A 23,305-nucleotide genomic window follows, 5' to 3' on the forward strand; every position below is an offset into this window, starting at 1 on the left:
AGGAGGTAATGATGGCAGTAGTAAGTATGAAAGAACTTCTTGAAGCAGGAGCACACTTTGGACATCAGGTAAAACGCTGGAATCCCAAGATGAAAAAGTATATCTTCGCAGAACGGAACGGGATTCATATTATTGACCTTCAAAAAACTGTGAAAGGCATTGAAGAAGCCTATGAATTTATCAAAGAGGTAGCTTCTCGAGGAGAAGGAGTATTGTTCGTAGGAACAAAAAAACAGGCTCAAGAGGCTGTTGCAGAGGAGGCAAAAAGAGCTGGAGCATATTACATAAACCATCGATGGCTCGGAGGAATGCTCACCAATTTCTCTACAGTAAGAAAAAGTGTTGAGAAATGGCAGAGAATAGAACAGATGAAAGGAGATGGAAGTTTATATCTGCATACAAAAAAAGAAATAGCAAAATTAGAGAAAGAAAGACAGAGACTCGAAGCCAACTTAATAGGAATTAAGGATATGTTAGAACTTCCAAAGGCTATTTTCATAATTGACATAAAAAAGGAGAAAATAGCTGTAGCCGAGGCAATAAAGCTTAATATTCCCATTGTGGCAATTGTTGATACCAACTGCGACCCTGACGTAGTTGATTACGTAATCCCCGGTAATGATGATGCCATAAGAGCGATAAAGTTAATAACAGCAAAGATGGCAGATGCAATTCTTGAAGGTAAAGAAATTTACATAAAGAAGCTTGAAGAAGAGGCGGAGAAAGCTGCAATAAAAGAGAAAATACTCCAAGAAGAGGAGTATCAGAAATCGATGGATGACTACATAGAACAGTAAAGGAGGTAATAAAATGGCAGTAACTTCACAGATGGTAAAGGAATTAAGAGAAAAAACAGGGGCTGGAATGATGGAATGTAAAAAAGCCCTTGAGCAGGCAAATGGTGATTTTAATAAAGCCATAGAATATCTAAGACAAAAAGGACTTGCAACAGCACAGAAAAAAGCTGGTAGAAGCGCCACAGAAGGAATAATAGCCTCGTATATTCACATGGATAAAATCGGAGTCATGTTAGAGCTTAACTGCGAAACAGACTTTGTTGCAAGAAATGAGGAGTTTAAACAGCTTGCCAAGGATATTGCCATGCACATTGCCGCAGCAAATCCGCAATATGTAAGCAAAGAAGACATCCCGCAAGAGGTCATAGAAAAAGAAAAGGAAATATATAAAGCTCAGATAACAGGGAATAAACCACCACAGGTGGTAGAAAAAATAATTGAAGGAAAACTCGAGAAGTTTTTCGAAGAAATGTGCCTTCTAAATCAGCCTTTCATAAGAGAGCCCGAGAAAAAAATTGGAGACCTCATAACAGAAAAGATTGCTAAATTCGGAGAAAATATAGTTGTAAGAAGATTTGTGCGTTTTCAGGTAGGACAGAGTGAGTAAACCTTTCTACAAAAGAGTGTTGCTAAAATTAAGTGGCGAAGCCCTTATGGGAGAAAAGGGCTATGGCATAGACCCCAACACTCTTAACTATATGGCTCAGGAAGTTAAAAAGGCCTATGAAGCTGATGCACAGATAGCTGTTGTTATCGGTGGCGGAAATATTTTCAGAGGAATAGAAGCGGCAGAGCAAGGCATGGAGAGAGCTACTGCTGACTACATGGGAATGCTTGCAACTGTGATAAACGCTCTTGCCCTTCAGAATGCCCTTGAAAAAATAGGAGTAACTACAAGAGTTCAATCTGCCATTGAGATGCGAGAACTTGCAGAGCCATATATAAGAAGAAAGGCCATAAGACATCTTGAAAAGGGAAGAGTAGTAATTTTTGCAGCTGGCACGGGAAATCCTTATTTTACAACTGATACTGCCGCCGCCCTGAGAGCAATTGAGATAGGTGCAGATATCATCCTCAAAGGAACAAAAGTTGATGGAATTTACTCTTCAGACCCGATGAAAGACCCTAAAGCAAAGAAATTTGAACGTTTAACCTACATGGATGTAATTAGAAACTCATTGAAGGTAATGGATTCAACTGCTATTACACTTTGTATGGATAATAATCTTCCTATTGTTGTTTTTAGCATACGAAAAGAGGATAGTCTTAAAAAAATAATTTTAGGAGAAAAAATAGGAAGCATTGTTTTAAGAGAGGTGAAAGATGATGCAGGAGTTCAAGAAGAAAGCTAATGAAAAAATGACTCATGCAGTAGAGGTTTTTAAAAAAGACCTCTCTACCTTTAGAACAGGCAGAGCGTCTCTTTCGATTCTTGACAATATAAAAGTAGACTACTACGGAAGCATGGTTCCTCTTAATCAGGTGGCCACTCTCGGAATTCCCGAACCCAGAATGATAACAATACAACCGTGGGAACAAAGAATGATTGGAGAGATAGAAAAGGCAATAATGAAATCTGACTTAGGGCTTACTCCAATAAACGATGGAAAAACAATAAAAATCAACATTCCTCCACTTACAGAAGAGAGAAGAAAGCAACTTGTGAAGGTTGTAAAAAAGAGAGCAGAAGAGGCAAGAGTCGCCATAAGAAACATAAGAAGGGATATAATTGAAGAGATAAAAAAAGCGGAAAAAGACAAAAAGCTCAGTGAAGATGAATCCCGTAGAGCGCAAGATGAGATACAAAAAATAACAAATTCTTTCATTGAAAAAATTGACCAACTTCTTGAACAAAAAGAGAAAGAGATAATGGAGGTTTAGACCTAAATGAAAATTGACAGTGAGAGAAAAGATAGACTTAAAAAGATGCTCAACAAGATGAAGGAGCAGATTCTGCAGGAAGCTCGAGAGGAGATGAAAAAATTTCAGACAGGAGAGAAAAGACAGATTGTAGAAGCAGTTATGGATGATGCAGACTTAAGCGCCATAGACCTCTCAGAAGACATAAGTCTAAAGCAATTAAGCACTCACAGAGATATTCTTAAAAAAATTGAAGAAGCCCTTAGAAAAATTGAAGAAGGAACATATGGCATCTGTGAGATGTGTGGAGATGAAATATCAGAGGAAAGACTTAAAGTGCTTCCCTTCGCAATCTATTGCAGAGACTGTCAGGAAAATATAGAGAGAATGGAAAAATTTGAATCGGAAGAAGGTTAATAAAAAACCTTCTCAAGAAATAAACCCTGGGGAGGAGCAGTTCTAAGCGGATTTGGTCTCCTCCCTGTCTTTAAAGCTTCAATTATTGTATTCTCTGATAGAGCTCCTCTTCCTAACTCAACAAGACAACCCACTATATTTCTAACCATGTATTTTAAAAAGCCATCTGCTTCAATACGAAATTTTATAAAGTTTCCGTCAATTTTCATATCTAAAAAACATAGACTATTAAAAAGCTTGACAGTCAGGCTATGGATAGTTCTAATCCTATCTTTAACCTCCGTGCTTCCCGAGAAAGCTGTAAAATCGTGAGTTCCCTTAAAAATCTCTGCTGCCTTCTGTATTAAAGATAAATCAAGGTTACCTCTAAAGTGCCATACAAATCTATGCAAAAATACAGGACAGAATTCATCGTTACAGATATAGTAAACATAAGCCTTCTTCTTCACAGAATACTGGGGATGAAAAGTATTCTCAACCTCTTCAATATCTATTATTCTTATATCAGAAGGCAGAATAGCATTGAGGGCTTTTTTAAGGACATTCGTTGGCAAAAAGTTATTCACTGTAAATGTAGCTATCTGTCCAAGAGCATGCACTCCTGCGTCTGTTCTTCCAGCCCCTCTAATTTTTATCTCCCTTTTAAAAATTTCACTCAATGCCTCTTCTATAATGGACTGAACAGTTTCATGCCTTTTCTGTCTCTGCCAGCCAGAGTAAAGGGTTCCGTCATACTGAATTGTCAATTTTAACTTAGGCATAGTTTAAAATTATAACATCTCTGCTAAAATATTCTATGCACAAGACAGGAGTTGCCAACCTTCCCCTTCACTCTGGAAAAGCACCGCATTGGCTATTCAAAAGAATGAAGTCACTTGCAAAATCATTAATAGAACTTATGGTTTTGGAATTTGGAAAAGTAGAGGTGATAAAAAGACTTTCAGACCCCTTCTGGTTTCAATCTCTTGGATGTCTGTTGGGATTTGACTGGCACAGCAGTGGTGTTACAACTACTGTTACCGGAGCTATTAAAGAAGGAATTAGAGGAATGGAAGGAGAATTCGGTCTCTTTGTGGCAGGTGGTAAGGCAAAGAGAGCCCTTGAGACTCCTCAGGAGATTTTACTCTATTCTGATCAGTTTGGTCTTGATTCAGAAAATTTGCTCAGAGCAAGCAGGCTCTCTGCAAAGGTTGACAGTGCCGCTGTTCAGGACGGATTTAATCTCTATCATCATACGATTTTCTTTACCTCCGAGGGCAAATGGTGCGTAATTCAACAGGGAATGAATGAAACTCTCGGCATGGCACGAAGATATCACTGGTTGAGTCTAACTCTTGAAAACTTTGTAGAAGAACCCCACACCGCCGTATGCTGCGATGTCAGAACAGAAACGCTTAATTTTACAACAAAGGAAGCCTCGCCTCTAAGAAATGCCTCCGTTGAAATATCCAGAGAAACACCTGAAAAAGTGATAAAAGAAATTATAAAAATAAAACAACTCCATATGCCACTTAGACACAATATAAAAATTTCAGACATAAACCCTGAAAAAATTTATAAAGTTCTACTCAAGACCTATGAACAGAGAGTCTCCAACTTTGAATCTCTTCTTTTAGTAAGAGGAGTAGGAGCAAAAACTCTAAGAGCCCTCGCTCTAACAGCAGAGTTAATTTACGGAACTCCATTAAGTTTTAGAGACCCTGCCAGATATAGCTTTGCCCATGGAGGAAAAGATGGAACTCCCTATCCTGTTGACAGAGAAATATATGATAGAACCATTGAGGTAATGAGAAAAGCTATAGAAAAGGCCAAAATTGACAGAGAAGACAAGATTAATACTCAGAGAAGACTATTAAAAATTCTTACTTTAACTTAACCTCCTGAGTTTGTCGAGTCTGTTTAAAAACTTGTAACCTATTAACATTCAATAAATTACAAAACCTAAAATTTTTCCATCACCTCCATCTGTCATTCCGATTGCTTCATTAACATCAACCTATCATTTCCAGAATTTGAAAAACTGATGTGGATTTAGAATTTTATCTAATCGATTGTAATTTGAAACACCCAAATGCTAAAATTCAAACGAAGGTTCTTTAAATGAAATTTAAAAAATTTTTAATTTATTTTACCGTTTTTACTTTTACTTTACTATTTCACTCAATTTATGTCTATGCTCAAGCAAGTATCAAACTATTCTCTCCTCAAGGTTATGTCAAAGGAGTAAAGCAGGTAAAAGTTGTCTTTTCAGAACAGATAGTTACTTTTGGTGACATAAATGCTCCACAGCCCTTTGACATAAATTGTGACCTAAAAGGTAAAGGAACTTGGCTTGATGAAAAAACATGGATTTATGATTTTGATAGAGAATTTTCTGCAGGAGTTAAATGTGAATTTAACTTAAAATCCGATATAAAAACTCTTTCTGGCAAAGAATTAGTAGGACAGAAAAATTTCCAATTCAATACAGGTGGACCATCAATAATTCAATCATTTCCGAGTGAAGTTGAAGGAATTGATGAGAATCAGGCTTTTATTCTCCAACTCGATGGAGAACCAGATGAGAACTCAGTGTTATCAAATGTTTATTGTGCAATTGAAGGAATTAACGAAAGAGTTGGAATAAAAATAATCAAAGGAGAGGAACGAGAGAAGATTTTAAGTGCCTACGGTTCAAAAGAATCGGAACTTAAAGACCAATTTCGAATAGTAGTTCAGTGTAAAAGAACTTTTCCTAATAACGTAAGAGTAAAGCTTATATGGGGAAAAGGAGTGAAGTCCTCATCAGGAATTGAAAATCAAAGGGAACAGGTTCTTAATTTCAAGACAAGAGAAGCCTTCACGATAAATTTAAGATGTCCAAGGGAAAAGCCAGACTCTGGATGTATTCCCTTACTTCCAATTAGAGTTTATTTCTCTTCATTAGTACCTATAGATTACGCTGAAAAGATAGTACTAAAGGGTATAAAGAAAACATACAAACCCTCAAAGTATGAAAGTGATTCCTTTGACGAAGATGACAAAAAACCTGAATTTGTAAGGGAAGTTATCTTCAAAGGTCCCTTTCCTGAGAAAGCAACTTTCACATTGGAAATTCCAAAGGATATTAGAGATGAAGTTGGAAGGATACCAATAAACATAAAAAGTTTTCCCCTTAAAGTGAAAACAGAGGAGTATCCACCTCTGGTAAAATTTTCATCTCGCTTTGGCATAATCGAACTAAAAGACCCTACACTTCCAGTAACCCTTAGAAAAATTGAACCTCAGATTAAAACAAGATTGCTCAACATCGGAGAGGAAGATAAGAAGGAAAAAACTAAAGTAAACGGAAAATTCCATAAAGTAAATTTAGAGAAAGAAACTAAAATAATTGAATGGCTTAAAGTTGTCGAAAATGCAAGCAGAAGAAAGCCTATTTTGAAAAAGGTGTCAGAAACAAAAGAGTTTTCCTTACCAAAACCGCATGCATCAAAGGACTTTGAGGTTGTCGGTATTCCCCTTAAAGAAGCAGGTTTTTATGTTGTAGAGCTTGAAAGTGAGATACTTGGCGCATCCCTTCTTGGAGAGAAAAAGCCTATGTATGTTCAAACAGCTGCATTGGTCACAAATTTATCAGTCCATTTCAAATGGGGGAGAGAAAACTCTCTTGTCTGGGTTACTACCCTTGAAGGAGCAGAACCTGTCAAGGATGCAGAGGTAAAAATTAGAGATTGCTCAGGTAAACTCATATGGACAGGCAAGACCGATTCCAATGGATTGGCTTATGTTAAACAAAACTTACCACAACCTAAATCTTGTAAAGCTCCAGAACCAAATGAAGAAAGTCACTTAGACTCAAAGCAACTCAAGTCTTTGAGAGATATTTATGAGGGATATTTTGTTTTTGCAAGAAAAGACAATGATTTAAGCTTTGTTCACTCAAGTTGGGACGATGGAATAGAACCTTGGAGATTCAAACTTACAGAAGCGTGGGATTATCAAAAGGTAAAGGCACACACTATATTTGACAGAATGCTTCTTAGGGCAGGTGAAACTCTCCATATGAAACACATTATCCGAAAGAGAACTATCTCAGGTTTTGAATACTTAAGTGAAAGGGAATTACCAAATACATTACAGATTCAGCATTTAGGCAGTAACCAGTCCTATGAATTTCCAATTAAATGGGATAAAAATGGTGTTGCCGAATCAGTTTGGCATATACCAAAGGATGCTAAGCTCGGCAGTTATGAAGTAATTTTATATAGGAAAGAACCCAAGAAGAGTAGAGATAATTTTGAAGAAAACACTTTTTCATCAGGGATTTTTAGGATTGAAGAGTTTAGAGTGCCTCTAATGAAAGGAATAATCAAACCTTCTTCAACACCTCTCATAAATCCCTCAAAATTAGATTTAGACATTTTTGTTGGCTATCTCGCTGGAGGAGGATTTAGCAATGGAAATATAAAAATCAGAGCTAAGCCCTATAAAAAGAGACTTTTTTTTGATGATTATGAGGACTTTGTCTTTTCTAATGGAGAATTAAAAGAAGGAATTTTCAAAGATGAATCTTTCACTGACGAAGAATCTCAGATAGAAAGGGCAGAGCAAAAAATTTATTCCAGACATATTGTCTTAGATAATACGGGCAGTTCAAAAGTTACCATTGAGGGACTTGCAAAAATTTTATCTCCCGAGGACATGCACGTAGAGATAGAATTTAGAGACCCTAATGGTGAGATTAATACTGTATCAACAAGAATACCCATTTATTCCTCATCAATTTTACTCGGCATAAGTCCTGAATCCTGGGCAGCTTCAAAAGAAAATTTAAGATTTAAAGTTTTAGCCTTAGACCTTCAAGGAAAACCTTTATCAAATGTTCCTATAAGAGTTAACTTACTTAAGAAAAAATACTACTCCCATAGAAAAAAATTAATCGGTGGATTTTACGCCTATGAGCACATGACTGAGATTAAGTCCTATGGAGAGATATGTAAAGGTATAACAGACCAGTTAGGAATTCTTACCTGTGAGGTAAAATCTCCAGTTGCTGGAAACGTAATACTTCAGGCTTATGCTAACGATGAAAAGGGAAACCCCGCAGTTGTTCACAGAGATTTATGGGTTGTAGATAAAGAAGATGCATGGTTTGATATTAGTGACAGCGATAGAATTGACATACTTCCTGAGAAGAAAAGATACTCTCCCGGAGAAAAGGCAAAGGTACAAGTCCGAATGCCCTTCAGACAGGCAACAGCTCTTATTACTGTTGAGAGAGAAGGAATAATTGATGCATTTGTAAAAAAAATAGGCAGTAAAAATCCTGTAGTTGAGATTCCTATAAAAGATAACTATGCACCTAATGTCTTTATTTCATTATTGTGCTTAAGGGGTAGAGTTTCCGATATAAAACCAACTGCCACTGTAGACCTTGGAAAACCGGCATTCAAACTTGGTTATACAGAGATAAAAGTAGATTGGGACTCCTATGAATTAAAAGTGAATGTTTCAACTGACAAAACCGTATACAAAGTAAGGGAAAAAGCCTATGCGAAAATCAGGGTAACCAAAAAAGATGGAACTCCCTTAGGTGAAAAGGGTGAAGTTACAGTAGCAGCTATTGATGAAGGACTCCTTGAATTGATGCCAAACAAGAGTTGGAGACTCCTTGAATCGATGATGGGGAAAAGGGCAATCGAAGTTAAAACTTCAACTGCCCAGATGCAAGTTGTTGGCAAAAGACATTTTGGACTCAAAGCACTTCCACAGGGAGGTGGAGGAGGAAAACAGGTTACAAGAGAGCTCTTTGATACGCTTCTTCTGTGGAAAGGAAGAGTTCCGTTAGACGATAAAGGCGAAGCAACAGTAGAAATACCTCTCAATGACTCTATCACAAGCTTCAGAATTGTTGCAGTTGCCCATAGTGGAAAGGCAGCCTTTGGAACAGGTGAGGCTTCAATACGAACAACTCAAGATTTAATAATATTTTCAGGACTGCCTCCCTTTGTAAGAGAAGGAGATAAATTCTTCGCAGGCTTTACTTTTAGAAACACATCAGATAAACCTATGGATTTAACGATTTCTGGCTCAATGAATGCTAATCCTCTAAGTGAACAATCAATAAAACTTGAACCTGGAGAGGCAAAGGAAATAGGCTGGAATGTGACAGTTCCAAATTCTATAAATAATCTTCAATGGGAAGTCTCAGCCTTGGACAAAACAGCTAATATATCAGACAGAATAAAGGTAAAACAAACTGTTGGTCAGGCAATTCCTGTAAGAGTTTATCAGGCAACGCTGAGACAAATAGATAAACCACTATCAATTGAAGTTGAAAAACCTGCAGAAGCTCTCCTTAACAGAGGAGGGCTGAGAGTCTCTTTGAGCAGTAGAATATCAGAAGGACTCTATGGTGTAGAGAAATTCATGAGGGATTATTCCTATACCTGTCTCGAACAAAAAATATCTCAAGCAATTGCTCTTCAAGATCAAGCTCTTTGGCAAAAGACAATGGCTGAATTACCTTCTTACTTAGACTCAGAAGGTCTTGTTAAATACTTTCCATCAATGCTTCATGGTAGTGATTATCTTACTGCTTATGTTTTATCTATATCACACGAATCAGGTTTTGAAATTCCTTTGAAACTGAAAGAATCAATGCTTGAAGCGTTGTTAGCCTTTGTTGAGGGAAGAATAAAGAGAGCTTCTCCTATTTCAGCAGTAGACCTAACTATACGTAAACTGACTGCTTTAGAAGCATTATCAAGATTTGGTAAGGTTAAAATTGAACACATGGGCACTCTTAACATGAACCCTAATCTCTTACCTACATCAGCAGTCCTTGACTGGATTAATATTCTAATTAGAATGCCTGCTCTTCAAGACCGTGATAAGAAATTGAATGAGGCTCAAAACATTATTCGTTCAAGGCTTGATTTAAGAGGAACTAAGCTAAGCTTCTCATCAGCTTCAAGGGATAATCTTTGGTGGCTTATGATTTCAGAGGATTTAAATGCTCTAAGAACTATCCTAACCTTTTTAAATTTCAGGGATTGGGAAGAGGACATTCCTAAGATTGTCAATGGTTCAATTGGAATGCTTAAGTCTGGACATTGGAACACAACAACTGCAAATGCCTGGGGAGTTCTTGCAGTAAAGAAGTTTTCAGAAAAGTATGAAAAAACAGCTATAACTGGTGAGACGATTATTTCATTAAACAAAGAACAAAAAAATGTCTCTTGGGATAAAACTCCCAAGGGACAGTCTATCAATTTCCCTTGGCATAAAGAAAAGAGAAATCTCTCAGTTGAACACAAAGGAACTGGAAAACCATGGGTTACAATAAGCAGTCTATCAGCAATACCTTTAAAAGAGCCTCTGTGGAATGGTTTTACTGTCAAGAAGAGAGTAATACTAATTGAAAGGAAATTGAAAGACAGATGGAGCGTTGGCGATACTCTTAAAGTATCCCTTGAGTTTGAAGCCAAGTCAGATATGACTTGGGTAGTTGTAAACGACCCTATACCTGCTGGAGCATCTATTTTAAGGGTTGGACTTGGAAGGGATTCGGGAATACTAACGGACAAAATTAAATCAAGATGGCTATCTCCTGCCTATGAAGAACGTTCCTTTGAGGCTTATCGGGCATACTATGAATATTTACCAAAGGGAAAATGGACTGTCGAATACATAATCAGACTAAATAATGCTGGATTTTTCAATCTGCCTCCTACAAGAATCGAAGCCCTCTACTTTCCTGATATGTTTGGAGAATTACCTAACGGAAGATTTGAGATTGTGAAATAAGTTTAAAAGAACTTCCCAAGAGATTCTTTTAATCCCTCGGGAAGTTTTAATTATTATAATAAACTAAATTTCAAGTGATAATTAGTAACAATCATGATTCCTGTCAACTCTAAAGGATGATATTTTATCATTCCAGTTACTATTTCTTAAGTCTCTGAGACACAATGGAGCTTTACAATTTCCCTTCCAAGTTTGTGATCTTCCTCCATAATTTACATGTTCATAAACTGTAACCATTACCTTTGCTCCTACTTTGATAGAGCTTATTGTATCATTCCAATTAATGGTCTTTTTACATATTGGATTATAAGTATTACCAACTAAACTTGAATAATTGGAACCAATTTTAGCACCCATCCAGCATCCACCATAGTTTATATGTTCAAAAAATATCACCTCATCTTCATTAGGTTCTCTTGTATTAGGATCACAGGACTGTGCAAAGGAAAGTGAGGAAATCATAAAAATTGAGAATAAAATAATAGAAATTTTTATAAATACTTTCATTTTTATCCTCCTTTCTTCTGAATTTTAAAGATAAAAAACTGCTAAAATCTGCAAAAGGTTAATTTTTCATAGAGCCTCCTTATCTTTTATTTAAGACTGTTCTCAGACTTAGCCTCTTGAAATTCAAGGAAGCATAAGCTGTTTACTAAAAAATGACTCGAATTGTCATTTTAATTTAGTAGAAAATCCAAACATCTACATGTCATTAATAACAATTCAAGATATCAATTTTCATAGAACAGCCTTCCATTGTTATTCAGAGTATATATAAAAGTTTTAATAGCGTCAATGTATCTAATAGCATTATTAAAAAATTTTATATCTATTATGAGCTTGCAAAAAAATTTGCTTGATGATAAAATTTTGAAGGAATTTTTATGTTGATATTCCTATTAATTCTTACATTTTTAGCTTTTTCAATTAATGCCTATGCTCTTCCTACTTTTGAAGAAGTAAAAAGCTCCTATAAAAAGTCTGATGTCTATCTACTTGACCGAAACGGAGAGATAATTCATGAACTTAGGATTGACCATAAAATTAGAAGACTTGAATGGGTTGATTTAAAAGATATCTCTCCATCACTAATCAAGGCAGTCATAAAATTGGAGGATAAAAATTTTTATGAACACAGTGGTGTAGACTGGAAAGCATTAGGTAGCGCATTTATTGAAAATATACTGGGCGAAAAAAGCCGTGGAGCAAGCACAATTACTATGCAGCTTGTATCATTATTAGATAAAAATTTAAAACCAAAGGGAAAAAAGCGAACCTTATCTCAAAAAATTGAACAGATAAAAGCTGCCCTTGAATTAGAAAAAAGCTGGACAAAGGAGCATATTCTTGAAGCCTATCTAAATTTAGTCTCCTTTAGAGGAGAGCTTCAGGGAATAGCCTCAGCCTCACAGGGATTATTTGGGAAAGAACCTTCAGGACTGACAGAGATTGAATCCCTCTTACTTGCATCATTAATACCCTCTCCAAATTCATTAATAGAAAAAATTGAGAAAAGGGCATGTTTGCTGTCTGAATCTCTTAAGTGGAACATTAAATGTGATGAAATAAAAGTATTAGCTCAATCTTCTATATACCGTCCCTATCACATAAAACATACTGTCTCACTTGCTCCTCACGTGGCAAGGAGACTTATTAGAGAAAATAAGGATGTTAAATCTACATTAGACAAAAAATTACAAATTTTTGCATTACAAACTCTTAGACACCATCTTAATCAACTTAGAGCTCAAAATGTTAATGATGGTGCAGTCTTAATAGTCGACAATAAAACAGGTGAGATTCTTGCCTACATAGGAAATTCTGGAACAAATCCGAGCACAATACATGTAGACGGAGTTCTGGCAAAAAGGCAGGCAGGTTCAACGCTTAAACCATTTCTCTACGGTCTTGCTATCGAAAAAAGACTTATTACAGCAGCCTCACTGATTGAGGATACCCCTCTTAACGTTACAACAGAAAGGGGCATATATTCTCCAAAGAATTATGACAACGAATACAGAGGATTAGTTACCGTAAGAACAGCCCTTGCCTCATCAATTAATATTCCTGCAGTGAGAGTATTGATGCTTCTGGGAGAGGAAAATTTTGCTTTGAGACTCAGGGAATTGGGTTTTGAAGGAGTAAAGGATGGAGAATATTATGGTCCATCTATGGCTCTTGGAACAGTGGATGTAAGCCTCTATGAACTTGTGAATGCCTATAGAACTCTTGCTAATAGAGGAAAATGGAGCAGTTTAACTCTAACTTTTGATAGGACAGCCTTAAAACAGAGAAAAGTGATGGAGGAAGATACAACATTTATAGTCTCCCATATACTTTCAGACAGAGAGGCAAGGAGTGAGACCTTTGGATTTGAAAATCCCATATCAACAAAGTTCTGGACTGCAGTGAAAACTGGAACGAGTAAAGACATGAGGGATAACTGGTGTATAGGTTTTTCTGAAAAATACACAGTTGGAGTATGGGTTGGCAATTTCATAGGCACACCTATGAAAAATGTATCAGGTGTATCAGGTGCTGCACCTATATGGCTTGAGATTATGAATTATCTTCACAGCAATATCCCATCCCGTCAGGCTAATCCACCCAAAACAGTAGTTAAAAAAAGAGTTCTTTTAAACGATGACTCTAAAGCAGAGAAAGAAGAATATTTTCTTAAGGGTACAGAAATTGAACATGTATTAACACTCAAAGATAGGGGTCAAGATTCACCAAAGATAGTCTATCCTTCATCGGATACAATCATTGCCATTGACCCTGATATTCCAGAAGAAAATCAGTATGTAACACTTAGTTATAAACCACTAACAGAAAAATATGAGTGGTTAATCAATGGAGAAAAAACAGGTATAAAAACCCCTCAATTTTTATGGCAAACAAAACCTGGAAGTTATAGAATAAGCATAGTTGACAGTGAAAATAAACTCATCGACTCAGTAGAATTCATAGTTAAATGATGAAGGAGACTAAAACAGACTTTTATAAAAGAATTACGAGATTATCGCGGTGTATTACCTCATCAGCATATTTATACCCAAGAATTTTCTCAATTTCCGAAGATTTTTTTCCTTTGATAAGCCTTATTTCACAGGAAGAATAATTTACCAATCCCTTAGCTATTTTATCTCCTCTTTCATCAATACAGTAGACTGCATCTCCCACATCAAATTCTCCCTCTACTTTTTTAATACCTGAAGGCAGCAGACTCTTTCCGTTCTTTAAAAGAGCTTTAACCGCTCCGTCGTCAATAATTACATTTCCCTTTGCCCGTGTTGCATAGGCAATCCATCCTTTACGGGAGGTTACCCTCTCCTTTACAGGCTCAAAATATGTGCCTACATCTTTTCCTTCTATAACGGCTTTTATACTTCCGTATTTTCTTCCGCTTACTATATGAACGGGAATACCGAAAGAGGTAGCCTTTTTGGCTGCGATTACCTTTGAATACATCCCTCCTGTTCCGTAACCTGTAGAGGCAGGTTTTGCAATGGTCTCGATTTCCTTTGAAAACTCTCTAACATGCTTTATTATTTTCGCATCAGGATCTTTTTTAGGGTCAGAAGTATAAAGCCCTTGAACATCTGAAAGAATTATTAAATGATTAGCTTCAATCAAACCAGATACCAGAGCAGCAAGCTGGTCATTGTCTCCAAACTTTATTTCGTCTGTAGCCACTGTGTCATTTTCATTGATAATTGGTATAACACCCATCTCAAGAAGAGTCAGAATAGTATTTTTTGCATTTATATATCTTACTCTATCGCTTAAATCATCTCTTGTCAGTAGAATCTGAGCTATATGTTTCCTGTACTTCAGAAAATACTGCTCATACATCCACATTAAAAGAGGCTGGCCTACTGCAGCAGTTGCCTGTTTTTTTCTTATTTCCTTTGGCTTACTTTTCCATCCCAATTTTTTCAATCCCGAGGCTATTGCACCAGAAGAAACCATAACAATTTCAAGGGATTTATTAACAAGCTCAGAGATTTCTCTTGCAAAAGAGTGAATTCTCTTTCTGTTTATTCTACCGGACTTATCTGTCAGAAGATTACTCCCTATTTTTACTACAACCCTCATTTTCTACTCACTTTCTCAACAAGGTAGTCTAAGAGTTTTTCAATACCTTCTTGTTTTACAGCACTTATCGAGAAAAAATCAATATTTTTTTCTTCACAGTAGCTTTTTAATTTCATAAGTCTTTTACCTTCAAAGGCTAAATCGGTTTTCGTTCCTACAACAGCAAAGGGTTTTTTGAGCAGGGCGGGATTATAAAGTCTGAGTTCTGACTGAATTTTTTCAAAATCATCAACAGGATTTGAGTTAACATAATCTGATACATCAACAAGATGAAGCAACATCGAGGTTCTCTCAACATGTCTCAGAAACTGATGCCCTAATCCAGCTCCTCTATGTGCCCCTTCAATCAGCCCAGGTATGTCAGCAACAACAAAGCTTCTGTTGTCTCTATGTTTAACAACTCCTAAAACTGGTGTTAGAGTGGTAAATGGATAGTCGGCAATCTTCGGACGGGCAGAACTTATAACAGAAATTAAAGTAGACTTTCCTGCATTTGGCAAACCTATGAGCCCCACATCGGCAATGAGTTTGAGCTCAAGAATAATCCATCTTTCCTCTCCGGGCTCACCGGGCTGAGCAAATCTTGGTGTTTGTTTGGTAGGTGTAGCAAAATGGGCATTTCCTAATCCCCCTCTTCCACCCTTTGCAACAATAAACTCTTTTCCCTCTTCGTCAAGGTCAGCTAAAAGCTCTTCTGTTTCAGCATCTTTTATTACAGTTCCTACAGGCACTTTAATTATGAGGTCTTCGCCATCTTTGCCCTTCATATTGCTTCCTTTTCCATGCTGCCCCCGCTTCGCTTTGTAAGTTTTCTGATATCTGTGGTCAAGAAGGGTATTCAACTCTGAGGAAGCTCTAAGGATTACATCGCCTCCTTTCCCTCCATCCCCACCATCAGGACCACCACGAGGGACATATTTTTCCCTGCGGAAGCTTATGCAGCCTCTTCCACCATCTCCTGCTTTAACATATATTTTTACAAAGTCGACAAATTGCATATAGGATAAAGCGGGTGGAAAGACCACCCGCTGATTTTACTGGGCGGGTTGAACAACGGGATAGACGCTTACCTTAAGTCTTTGTTTGTCTTTTCTTTCAAATTTAACTACACCGTCAATTAAGGCATAGAGGGTGTAATCAGAGCCAACACCCACATTGGCGCCAGGATGAAACTTCGTTCCCCTTTGCCTTACAAGAATGTTTCCGGCTTTAACGATTTGCCCACCAAATCTTTTTACACCAAGTCTTTTTGCTTTACTGTCTCTTCCATTACGGGAACTTCCAACACCCTTTTTATGTGCCATTTTATCCTCCTACAATCTCTTTTATCCTTATTTTAGTATACCATTGTCTGTGTCCTTTAAGCTTCTTAATGGCCTTCTTTGAAGGTGGTCTGTATACCATAACTTTGTCTGCTTTCTCTTCATCAACGACTTCAGCCTTCACCTTAATACCGTCAAGATAAGGATTTCCCAGTCTTATTCCATTTTCAGATTGCAGAAACAAAACCCTATCAAAAATGACTTCCTGCCCTTTCTCGAGATTGAGTCTGTCTACCTGCAAAAGTTCTCCCTCTTTTACTCTGTACTGCTTGCCTCCTGTTTCTATTATTGCATACATCTGAGTCACCTCCCTCAGGGAATTACTTTATTTAGCGGATATTCTACAAAACCTGATGCTCCTGCATCTTTGAGTTTTGGCAGTATTTCTCTTACCTTCTTCTCATCTATTATAACCTCTAAGGCATACCAATTTTCATCATAAAGCTGCGAGATTGTTGGAGAGTGTAGTGAATTAAGCAGGCTTAAGACCTTTTTTAGAGAATCTTTTGGCACGTTCATCTTAAGTCCAACTTTTTCCTCTGCAAGAAGAGCTCCCTGAAGAAGCATGGCCAAATTTTGCATCTTTTTTTTCTTCCAAGAGTCACGCCACGAGTTTTTATTCGAGATGAAACGTGTTGTCGATTCAAGTATAGTATCAATAACGCGAAGTTTATTGGCCTTCAATGAACTACCCGTTTCAGTAAGGTCTACAATTGCATCGGCAAGATAAGGTGGCTTTACTTCTGTTGCTCCCCATGAAAAATAAACATCCGCTTTAATTCCCTTTGCCTTTAAATATCTCTTTGTAAAACCCATCAGTTCGGTAGCTATTCTCTTGCCCTGTAGGTCATCAACAGTCTTTATTGGTGAGTCTTCTGGCACAGCTATTACCCATCTGACAGGCCTAAAACCCTCTTTTGCATATCTTAACTCTGCGACCTCAACAACATCTACGTTCTGTTCAAGTAGCCAGTCATAGCCAGTAAGTCCACAGTCAAGATATCCCTCTTCAACGTATATGGGAATTTCCTGTGCCCTCAAGAGCATACATGATATTTCATCATCGTCTATAATGGGATAATAAGACCTATGGGAGACATGTATGTTAAATCCCGCCTTCTTAAAAAGCTTTAAAGTCGACTCCTGTAAACTTCCCTTTGGAAGCCCTAATTTTAAATTTTTTTTCTCATCCATATGCTAAAAACCTCCGATTAAATTCAGAAATAATAGTTTAAAACGTTTCAAAAAAATCCGTCAACTCTTTAGAAAAGATGAGGAGAAAGTTTTAATGAAAGCCTTAAAAAAACCTTATTAAACCTTAAACTCCAAGTATTGTCTCTCTTTAAACTCCTCCTTTTTACCGTCGTTCCAGTTCATAACAGGTCTTAAGTAGCCTACGACTCTGGAGTAAATCTCACAGCTTGAACCACATTTGGGACATTGGGAGTGTTCTCCTTCCACATATCCGCACTCTGAGCAGATGCTGAAGGTTGGGGTTATACTAATATATGGGAGTTTATATTGCTTGAAGACTTGTTCTATAAAGGCCTTGAGTTTCTCAGGATTCGGATTTTGTCCCAAAAATAGATGTTGCACCGTTCCGCCTGTATACTTACTCTGTAGCTCGTCTTGATGGTCAAGAATATACTTTATAGACTCTGTAAATCCTACAGGAAGCCATGAGGAGTTTGTATAGTAAGGGTGTTCACTACCCTGTGTTATAATGTCTGGATATTTCTGCTTATCAATCTTCGCAAGTCTGTAACTTGTTCCCTCTGCTGGTGTTGCCTCAAGATTGTATAGATTTCCGGTTTCTTTTTGGAAATCAATAAGCCTCTCCCGCATAAAATCCATGACTTTCAATGCAAAGGCCTTTCCCTCCTCTGTCCAAATTCCCTTAGATTTGAACCACCGGGCATTTGCAATTGCCTCATTCATTCCAATTATGCCTATGGTAGAGAAATGATTCGCCCAATAGGCTCCTGTTTTCTCTTTTACTGAGCTTAGATAATGTCTTGAATAGGGATAAAGCCCTGCTTCTGTAAATCTCTCAAGCACCTTTCGCTTTATTTCAAGAGAGGTTTTTGCTATCTCCATAAGCCATAAAAGCTTATCAAAAAACTCCTCTTCGCTATTACTTAGATAACCAATTCTTGGAAGGCTAATTGTTACAACGCCAATTGAACCGGTTAACGGATTAGAACCAAAAAGTCCTCCGCCTCTGTGTTTTAGCTCTTTAGTTTCAAGCCTTAGCCGACAACACATTGAACGAGCATCCTCAGGACGAAGGTCAGAGTTTATATAGTTTGCAAAATATGGTATTCCATACTTTGCCGTTGCCTGCATTATTAGGTCTACAACTGGGCTATTCCATTCAAAATCTTTTGTTATGTTGATTGTAGGAATTGGGAAGGTAAACACTCTTCCCTTTGCATCGCCCTCGGAAAGCACCTCAAAGAGAGCTTGATTGAACATGTCCATCTCTTTCTGAAAGTCTCCGTATGTGGCATCCTGAGGCTTTCCTCCGATTATCACTGCCTGAGAGGCAAAATGTTCAGGCACTTTAAGGTCAAGAGTGATATTACTGAAAGGGGTCTGAAAACCAACGCGAGTAGGTACATTGAGATTGAAGACCCATTCCTGAAGTGCCTGTTTTACTTGCTTATAATTCAAGCCGTCATAGGCAATAAAGGGTGCAAGAAGAGTGTCAACGTTGCTGAAAGCTTGCGCACCTGCCGTCTCTCCCTGGGTTGTATACAAGAAATTGACAATCTGACCCAGTGCAGGCCTAAGATGCTTAGCAGGCCGAGATTCAACTTTACCGGGAACTCCACCAAAGCCCCGGATAAGCAAGTCCATCAAATCCCATCCAACACAATAGGCAGAAAGGGCATTCAGGTCGTGAATATGCATATCGCCATTTATATGGGCTTCCCTCACCTCTGGAGGATATATTTTGTGTAGCCAGTAGCTTTTGCTTATTTCAGAGGAGATATAATTGTTAAGCCCCTGAAGACTGAAACTCATATTTGAGTTTTCACTAATTCGCCAGTCAACCTTGCTAAGATAGTTGTCTATGAGCTCAAGTCCACCCTGACGGGCAATTTCACGCATTCTCGCATGCTGGTCGCGGTATATTATATATGCCTTAGCTGTTTTCCTGTAGGGACTGCTTAAAAGTATCTCCTCAACTATATCCTGTATTTCCTCTACATGTGGGTCTCGGTCTCTGATTAATTCCTCCGCAAGCAAGAGGACTTTTATCGTAAGCCTTTTTGCCGTATCATAATCAAACTCGCCCGTTGCTTTTCCCGCCTTTGAAATGGCTACAGTAATTTTTTCAGGGTCAAAGGGGACAATGCGGCCGTCGCGCTTTATTATATTTTTAAACATCCTAAACCTCCCTTTTACGCATAGCCTTTGCAGCTAAAACCATATTTTTTAGTGATGCCACCGTCTCCTGCCATCCTCTTGTCTTGAGTCCACAGTCTGGGTTTATCCAAAAAAGTGACTTATCAATCAGACTGACAGAACGCTCAATAATCTCAATCATCTCCTCAACAGAGGGTACTCTTGGAGAGTGAATATCATAAACTCCCAATCCAATGCCATGGTCGTATCTGAAGTTCTCAAAGGCAGATAAAATCTCTCCTTTGCTTCTTGAAGCCTCAATTGATATCACATCAGCATCAAGAGCATAAATCCTGTCAATTATCTCATTAAAGTCTGAATAGCACATGTGAGTATGAATCTGCGTAAAGGGAGATACATCGGCTGTGGTAAGTCTAAAACTATTTATGGCCCAATCAAAATACTCATCCTGCTTGTTTCTCTTAAGAGGCAAACCTTCTCTGAAAGCAGGCTCGTCAATCTGAATAATTTTTATACCCCTCTTCTCAAGTTCCAGCACTTCCTCCTTTAGAGCAAGAGCTATCTGGTAGGCAATCTCGCGCCTTGATATATCCTTTCTTGGATAGGACCACTGAAGAATTGTCACAGCACCCGTCATAATTCCCTTCACTAGTCTTGGGGTGAGAGATTGAGCGTAAAGGGTTTCCTCAACTGTAAGAGCTTTGTCCCTCCATACATCTCCGTAAATTACCGGTGGTCTTACACATCTTGAACCATAAGACTGAACCCAGCCATTTTTAGTTATCGCAAAGCCTTTTAGTTTTTCAGCAAAAAACTCTACCATGTCTGTTCTCTCAAACTCTCCATGAACAAGCACATCTATGTCAAGTTCTTCCTGAATTTTTACAGCCTTTTCAATCTCCTGAAAAATAAACTTTTTGTATTCCTCCTCAGTTATCTTACCATTTTTATAATCTGCCCTGAATTTTCTTACTTCCTTTGTCTGAGGAAAGCTTCCTATGGTAGTTGTAGGGAAAAGAGGCAGCTTGAGAGAATCCATCTGCATTCTGTATCTCTCTTTAAATTCGGGTTTTCTTAAAATAGCTTTTTCATCAATGCTTGAGATTTTGCTCCTTACCTCTGCCTTTGAAAATATCTCATGGACTATACTTTTCCTTGCGGGCAGGGCTGCTCCATCATTAATTGCTCTTTTGAGAATGGTTAACTCTTCAAGTCTCTCATTGGCAAAGCTTAGCATGTTAAGTATATCCTCTTGAATATGTCCTCTCTCTGCCTCAACAGTTATTGGAAGATGAATTAGTGGAGATGAATTGGAAAGCATAATCTTATCGGTAACTCTGAAAAGTCTCTCCAGCATGCTCATAACAACAGTAAAGTCTGTCCTCCAAGGGTCTCTTCCCGATACAACTCCAGCAATGAGAACTTTATCGGATGGAAATCCAAGAGTTAGTATATTTTCAAGATTTTCCTTGCCGTCTACAAGGTCAAATCCAAATCCATGGACAGACAGAGAGAAAACAAGTTTTTCATATGCTGAAACCGCTTCATAATAAGTTTGAATATAAACTTTTAAAGTAAGGCCCTTTGTCAGCTCCCTGTAAAGACCTGTTAAGAGTTCTATCTCTCGCTCTTCCATATCCATTACCATTGCAGGTTCATCAATCTGTATTTCTTCAACTCCTGCTGCATCGAGTTTTATGAGGAGCTTTTTATAGGCAGGCAATATTTTTTCCGATAATCTTTCCACTCTATCCATATTTAACTTCGCAGACTTCAGATAGGTAAAAGGTCCCACTATGACAGGTTTGGTTTTTACGGATAGACTATCTCTTAGCAAAGCAAATTCCCTAAGGGGCTTGTTTTCCATAAGCTCAAACTCTTCATCCTCTATTTCTGGCACAATGTAGTGATAATTCGTATTAAACCACTTGGTCATCTCAAGTGCTGGAAGCTCTTGAGTGCCCCTTGCCATAGCAAAATATCTATCCAAGGGGTCTGAAATTCTGTTAAATCTCTTAGGTACAGCGTTAAACATCACTGAATGGTCAAGAATAAAGTCATAAAGGGAAAATTCATTAGATGGAATGAGGTCAACTCCAGAGGATTGAATGACTTTAGCATTCTGGATTATTAAAGAATTGGCAGTCTCTAAAAGTTCTACTTTTGAAATCTTCCCGTTCCAGTAGTCTTCCAGAGCTTTTTTTAGTTCTCTCTTCGGACCGATACGGGGATAGCCAAAGACAGTGGTTTTAATCTTCATCTGCTCCTCCCACGAGGCATTTCAGAAAGCCAAAGGCTCTCTGACTGGATAGGTCTTCCGACTTTGGGCTCACTTCAACCTACTTGCCCGCCTTCCCAGAGAGTTGCTCTCCAGTGGCATGCGTGGGCTTTCGTTCCCAACACGGCTGCGGGGCAGCGGAGGATTCTCACCTCTCTTCCCTTAAAATCCAGCAATTTTGAGCTTAAGAGAATTGGGTTTGTCTTGTCAAGCTGTGTTAAAATTATCCATGTTTTATAAAATAATAGCCACTGTTTTTTTCATCGGTTATTTCCCCCTCGCACCTGGAACTGTTGCTACCGTCTTTGGCCTGCTATTTCTTTGGCTTCTGAAGCCATCTTACAGCACCCTTCTGGCAATATTTTCACTCTCCCTTATACTTGGAGTTTTTGCTTCTGAGAAAATCGAAAGGAAACAGGGCGAGAAAGACCCGTCCTGTATAGTAATTGATGAGTTTGCAGGATATATGGCTGCAATGCTTTTTATTCCAATAAATCTCAATACCCTACTTTTAGCCTTCATAGTCTTTCGCATTCTTGACATTTTTAAGCCTCCTCCAATAAGACAAATAGAGAGGAAACTACGGGGAGGATTAAGTGTAATGATGGATGATGTAGTGGCAGGACTTATAACAAATCTTTTGATAAGAATACTATTGGGAGTATAATACTTTCATGAGACTTTTTTTGGCCATTGAGATACCCCTTAGCATAAGAGAATTTCTCGCAAGTTTAATTGAGCCTAAACAAACCATTGATGGCATAAACATTGTAAGCAAACAAAACCTTCACATCACTATTAAATTTCTGGGAGAAGTTGAGGAAAAGCTCATTCCTAAGATTAAAGAAATCCTAAATCCTCTATCAAGAGAGTTCTCGCCGTTTAAACTTAAGATAACTCGGCCAGGAGTTTTTCCAGATAAAGACAAACCCCGTGTAATATGGATTGGCACGGAAAATAAAGAAGTTCTGAAAGACCTTGCCAAAAGAATTGATGAAAGCCTTAGTGTTATAGGATTTCAAAAGGAGACAAGAGAATTTAAGGCACACATCACTCTTGCAAGAGTTAAAAATTATAAAAATGGAAGATATGTATTTGAAAAATTAGTTGATAAATACAGACAACTATCCATAGAGGACAGACAATTTGAGTTCTCTGTAGAGGAATTTGTTCTAATGAAAAGCACCCTTACACCCAATGGCTCGATTTATGAGGTTATCGAAAGATTCAATCTTGGAAAATCCTCTTAATATTCTATCTTCTAAGAGTGCTTTTGCATCTGTTATAATATTTTTAGCGCCCATAGCTCAGTAGGATAGAGCGTCGGACTACGAATCCGCAGGTCGGGGGTTCAAATCCTCCTGGGCGCATTT

General features: G+C 37.9%; 19 protein-coding genes, 1 tRNA gene and 1 riboswitch. Of the genes, 11 read left to right on the forward strand and 9 right to left on the reverse strand.

The annotated features are described in order from the left end of the window. Positions 1-11: 11 nt before the first annotated feature. The 5 genes from rpsB to ACZ430_RS04785 are packed head-to-tail and all read left to right on the forward strand — an operon-like array spanning position 12 to position 3,074. The gene (gene rpsB / locus ACZ430_RS04765; RefSeq protein ID WP_464910740.1) at positions 12-797 is read left to right on the forward strand and encodes a 30S ribosomal protein S2; all 786 of its coding nucleotides are present in this window, start codon (positions 12-14) and stop codon (positions 795-797) included. A gap of 13 nt (positions 798-810) precedes the next feature. Further along, positions 811-1,404, forward strand: a complete 594-nt coding sequence (tsf, locus tag ACZ430_RS04770; RefSeq protein WP_339945348.1) for a translation elongation factor Ts — start codon at positions 811-813, stop codon at positions 1,402-1,404. Then, entirely contained in the window at positions 1,397-2,149 is a 753-nt protein-coding gene (pyrH, locus tag ACZ430_RS04775; protein ID WP_464910741.1) for a UMP kinase, read from the forward strand. Before tsf ends, pyrH begins: the two co-directional genes overlap by 8 nt. Then, complete coding sequence (gene frr / locus ACZ430_RS04780; protein ID WP_339945344.1) at positions 2,121-2,678, forward strand: ribosome recycling factor; 558 nt, start codon at positions 2,121-2,123, stop codon at positions 2,676-2,678. The genes pyrH and frr overlap by 29 nt, the downstream gene beginning before the upstream one ends. A 6-nt stretch (positions 2,679-2,684) precedes the next feature. Continuing rightward, a complete protein-coding gene (locus ACZ430_RS04785) occupies positions 2,685-3,074 on the forward strand; it encodes a TraR/DksA family transcriptional regulator (protein WP_339945342.1) in 390 nt (129 codons plus the stop codon). Here the strand turns inward: ACZ430_RS04785 and truA are convergent. Next, on the reverse strand, positions 3,071-3,835 hold the full coding sequence (gene truA / locus ACZ430_RS04790) for a tRNA pseudouridine(38-40) synthase TruA (protein ID WP_464910742.1): 765 nt from the start codon (positions 3,833-3,835) through the stop codon (positions 3,071-3,073). The genes ACZ430_RS04785 and truA overlap by 4 nt on opposite strands. A 35-nt stretch (positions 3,836-3,870) precedes the next feature. Between truA and ACZ430_RS04795 the strand changes: the two genes are divergently transcribed. After that, positions 3,871-4,950, forward strand: a complete 1,080-nt coding sequence (locus ACZ430_RS04795; protein WP_464910743.1) for a DUF763 domain-containing protein — start codon at positions 3,871-3,873, stop codon at positions 4,948-4,950. A 224-nt stretch (positions 4,951-5,174) separates the two neighbouring features. After that, positions 5,175-10,862, forward strand: coding sequence for an alpha-2-macroglobulin family protein (locus ACZ430_RS04800; protein WP_464910744.1), 5,688 nt, complete (start codon positions 5,175-5,177; stop codon positions 10,860-10,862). 81 nt (positions 10,863-10,943) lie between these two features. Here ACZ430_RS04800 and ACZ430_RS04805 read toward each other — a convergent pair whose 3' ends face one another. Then, positions 10,944-11,369: a hypothetical protein gene (locus ACZ430_RS04805; protein ID WP_297212755.1), complete on the reverse strand. Its 426-nt coding sequence runs from the start codon at positions 11,367-11,369 to the stop codon at positions 10,944-10,946. Between the two features lie 377 nt (positions 11,370-11,746). Here ACZ430_RS04805 and pbpC point away from each other — a divergent pair, with 377 nt between their 5' ends. Continuing rightward, complete coding sequence (pbpC, locus tag ACZ430_RS04810) at positions 11,747-13,840, forward strand: penicillin-binding protein 1C (RefSeq protein WP_297212757.1); 2,094 nt, start codon at positions 11,747-11,749, stop codon at positions 13,838-13,840. A gap of 22 nt (positions 13,841-13,862) precedes the next feature. Here pbpC and proB read toward each other — a convergent pair whose 3' ends face one another. The 7 genes from proB to metE form a co-directional block, all read right to left on the reverse strand. After that, positions 13,863-14,960 carry a glutamate 5-kinase gene (gene proB, locus ACZ430_RS04815; RefSeq protein ID WP_297212759.1) on the reverse strand — a complete coding sequence of 366 codons (1,098 nt, stop codon included), beginning with the start codon at positions 14,958-14,960 and terminating at the stop codon, positions 13,863-13,865. Next, on the reverse strand, positions 14,957-15,958 hold the full coding sequence (obgE, locus tag ACZ430_RS04820; RefSeq protein ID WP_366934814.1) for a GTPase ObgE: 1,002 nt from the start codon (positions 15,956-15,958) through the stop codon (positions 14,957-14,959). The genes proB and obgE overlap by 4 nt, the downstream gene beginning before the upstream one ends. Before the next feature lie 36 nt (positions 15,959-15,994). Beyond that, positions 15,995-16,264 (reverse strand): 50S ribosomal protein L27, encoded by a 270-nt coding sequence (rpmA, locus tag ACZ430_RS04825; protein WP_297212764.1) that lies wholly within the window; start codon positions 16,262-16,264, stop codon positions 15,995-15,997. Position 16,265: 1 nt separating this feature from the next. After that, positions 16,266-16,580, reverse strand: coding sequence for a 50S ribosomal protein L21 (gene rplU / locus ACZ430_RS04830; RefSeq protein WP_297212766.1), 315 nt, complete (start codon positions 16,578-16,580; stop codon positions 16,266-16,268). Positions 16,581-16,594: 14 nt separating this feature from the next. Next, on the reverse strand, positions 16,595-17,476 hold the full coding sequence (gene hisG, locus ACZ430_RS04835) for an ATP phosphoribosyltransferase (protein ID WP_297212768.1): 882 nt from the start codon (positions 17,474-17,476) through the stop codon (positions 16,595-16,597). Positions 17,477-17,593: 117 nt separating this feature from the next. Further along, positions 17,594-19,675: a ribonucleoside triphosphate reductase gene (locus tag ACZ430_RS04840; protein ID WP_464910745.1), complete on the reverse strand. Its 2,082-nt coding sequence runs from the start codon at positions 19,673-19,675 to the stop codon at positions 17,594-17,596. Between the two features lies 1 nt (position 19,676). After that, positions 19,677-21,914 carry a 5-methyltetrahydropteroyltriglutamate--homocysteine S-methyltransferase gene (metE, locus tag ACZ430_RS04845; RefSeq protein WP_297212772.1) on the reverse strand — a complete coding sequence of 746 codons (2,238 nt, stop codon included), beginning with the start codon at positions 21,912-21,914 and terminating at the stop codon, positions 19,677-19,679. Positions 21,915-21,944: 30 nt separating this feature from the next. Continuing rightward, positions 21,945-22,130, reverse strand: a riboswitch (cobalamin riboswitch). Between the two features lie 31 nt (positions 22,131-22,161). Between metE and ACZ430_RS04850 the strand changes: the two genes are divergently transcribed. From ACZ430_RS04850 to ACZ430_RS04860, 3 genes are all read left to right on the forward strand, one after another. Further along, entirely contained in the window at positions 22,162-22,599 is a 438-nt protein-coding gene (locus tag ACZ430_RS04850) for a phosphatidylglycerophosphatase A family protein (protein WP_297212774.1), read from the forward strand. A 7-nt stretch (positions 22,600-22,606) separates the two neighbouring features. Continuing rightward, positions 22,607-23,182, forward strand: coding sequence for an RNA 2',3'-cyclic phosphodiesterase (gene thpR / locus ACZ430_RS04855; RefSeq protein ID WP_297212776.1), 576 nt, complete (start codon positions 22,607-22,609; stop codon positions 23,180-23,182). Between the two features lie 46 nt (positions 23,183-23,228). Continuing rightward, positions 23,229-23,302, forward strand: a tRNA-Arg gene (locus ACZ430_RS04860). The last annotated feature ends 3 nt before the right edge of the window (positions 23,303-23,305 follow it).

It is taken from the genome of Thermodesulfovibrio sp. TK500a, assembly GCF_055381765.1.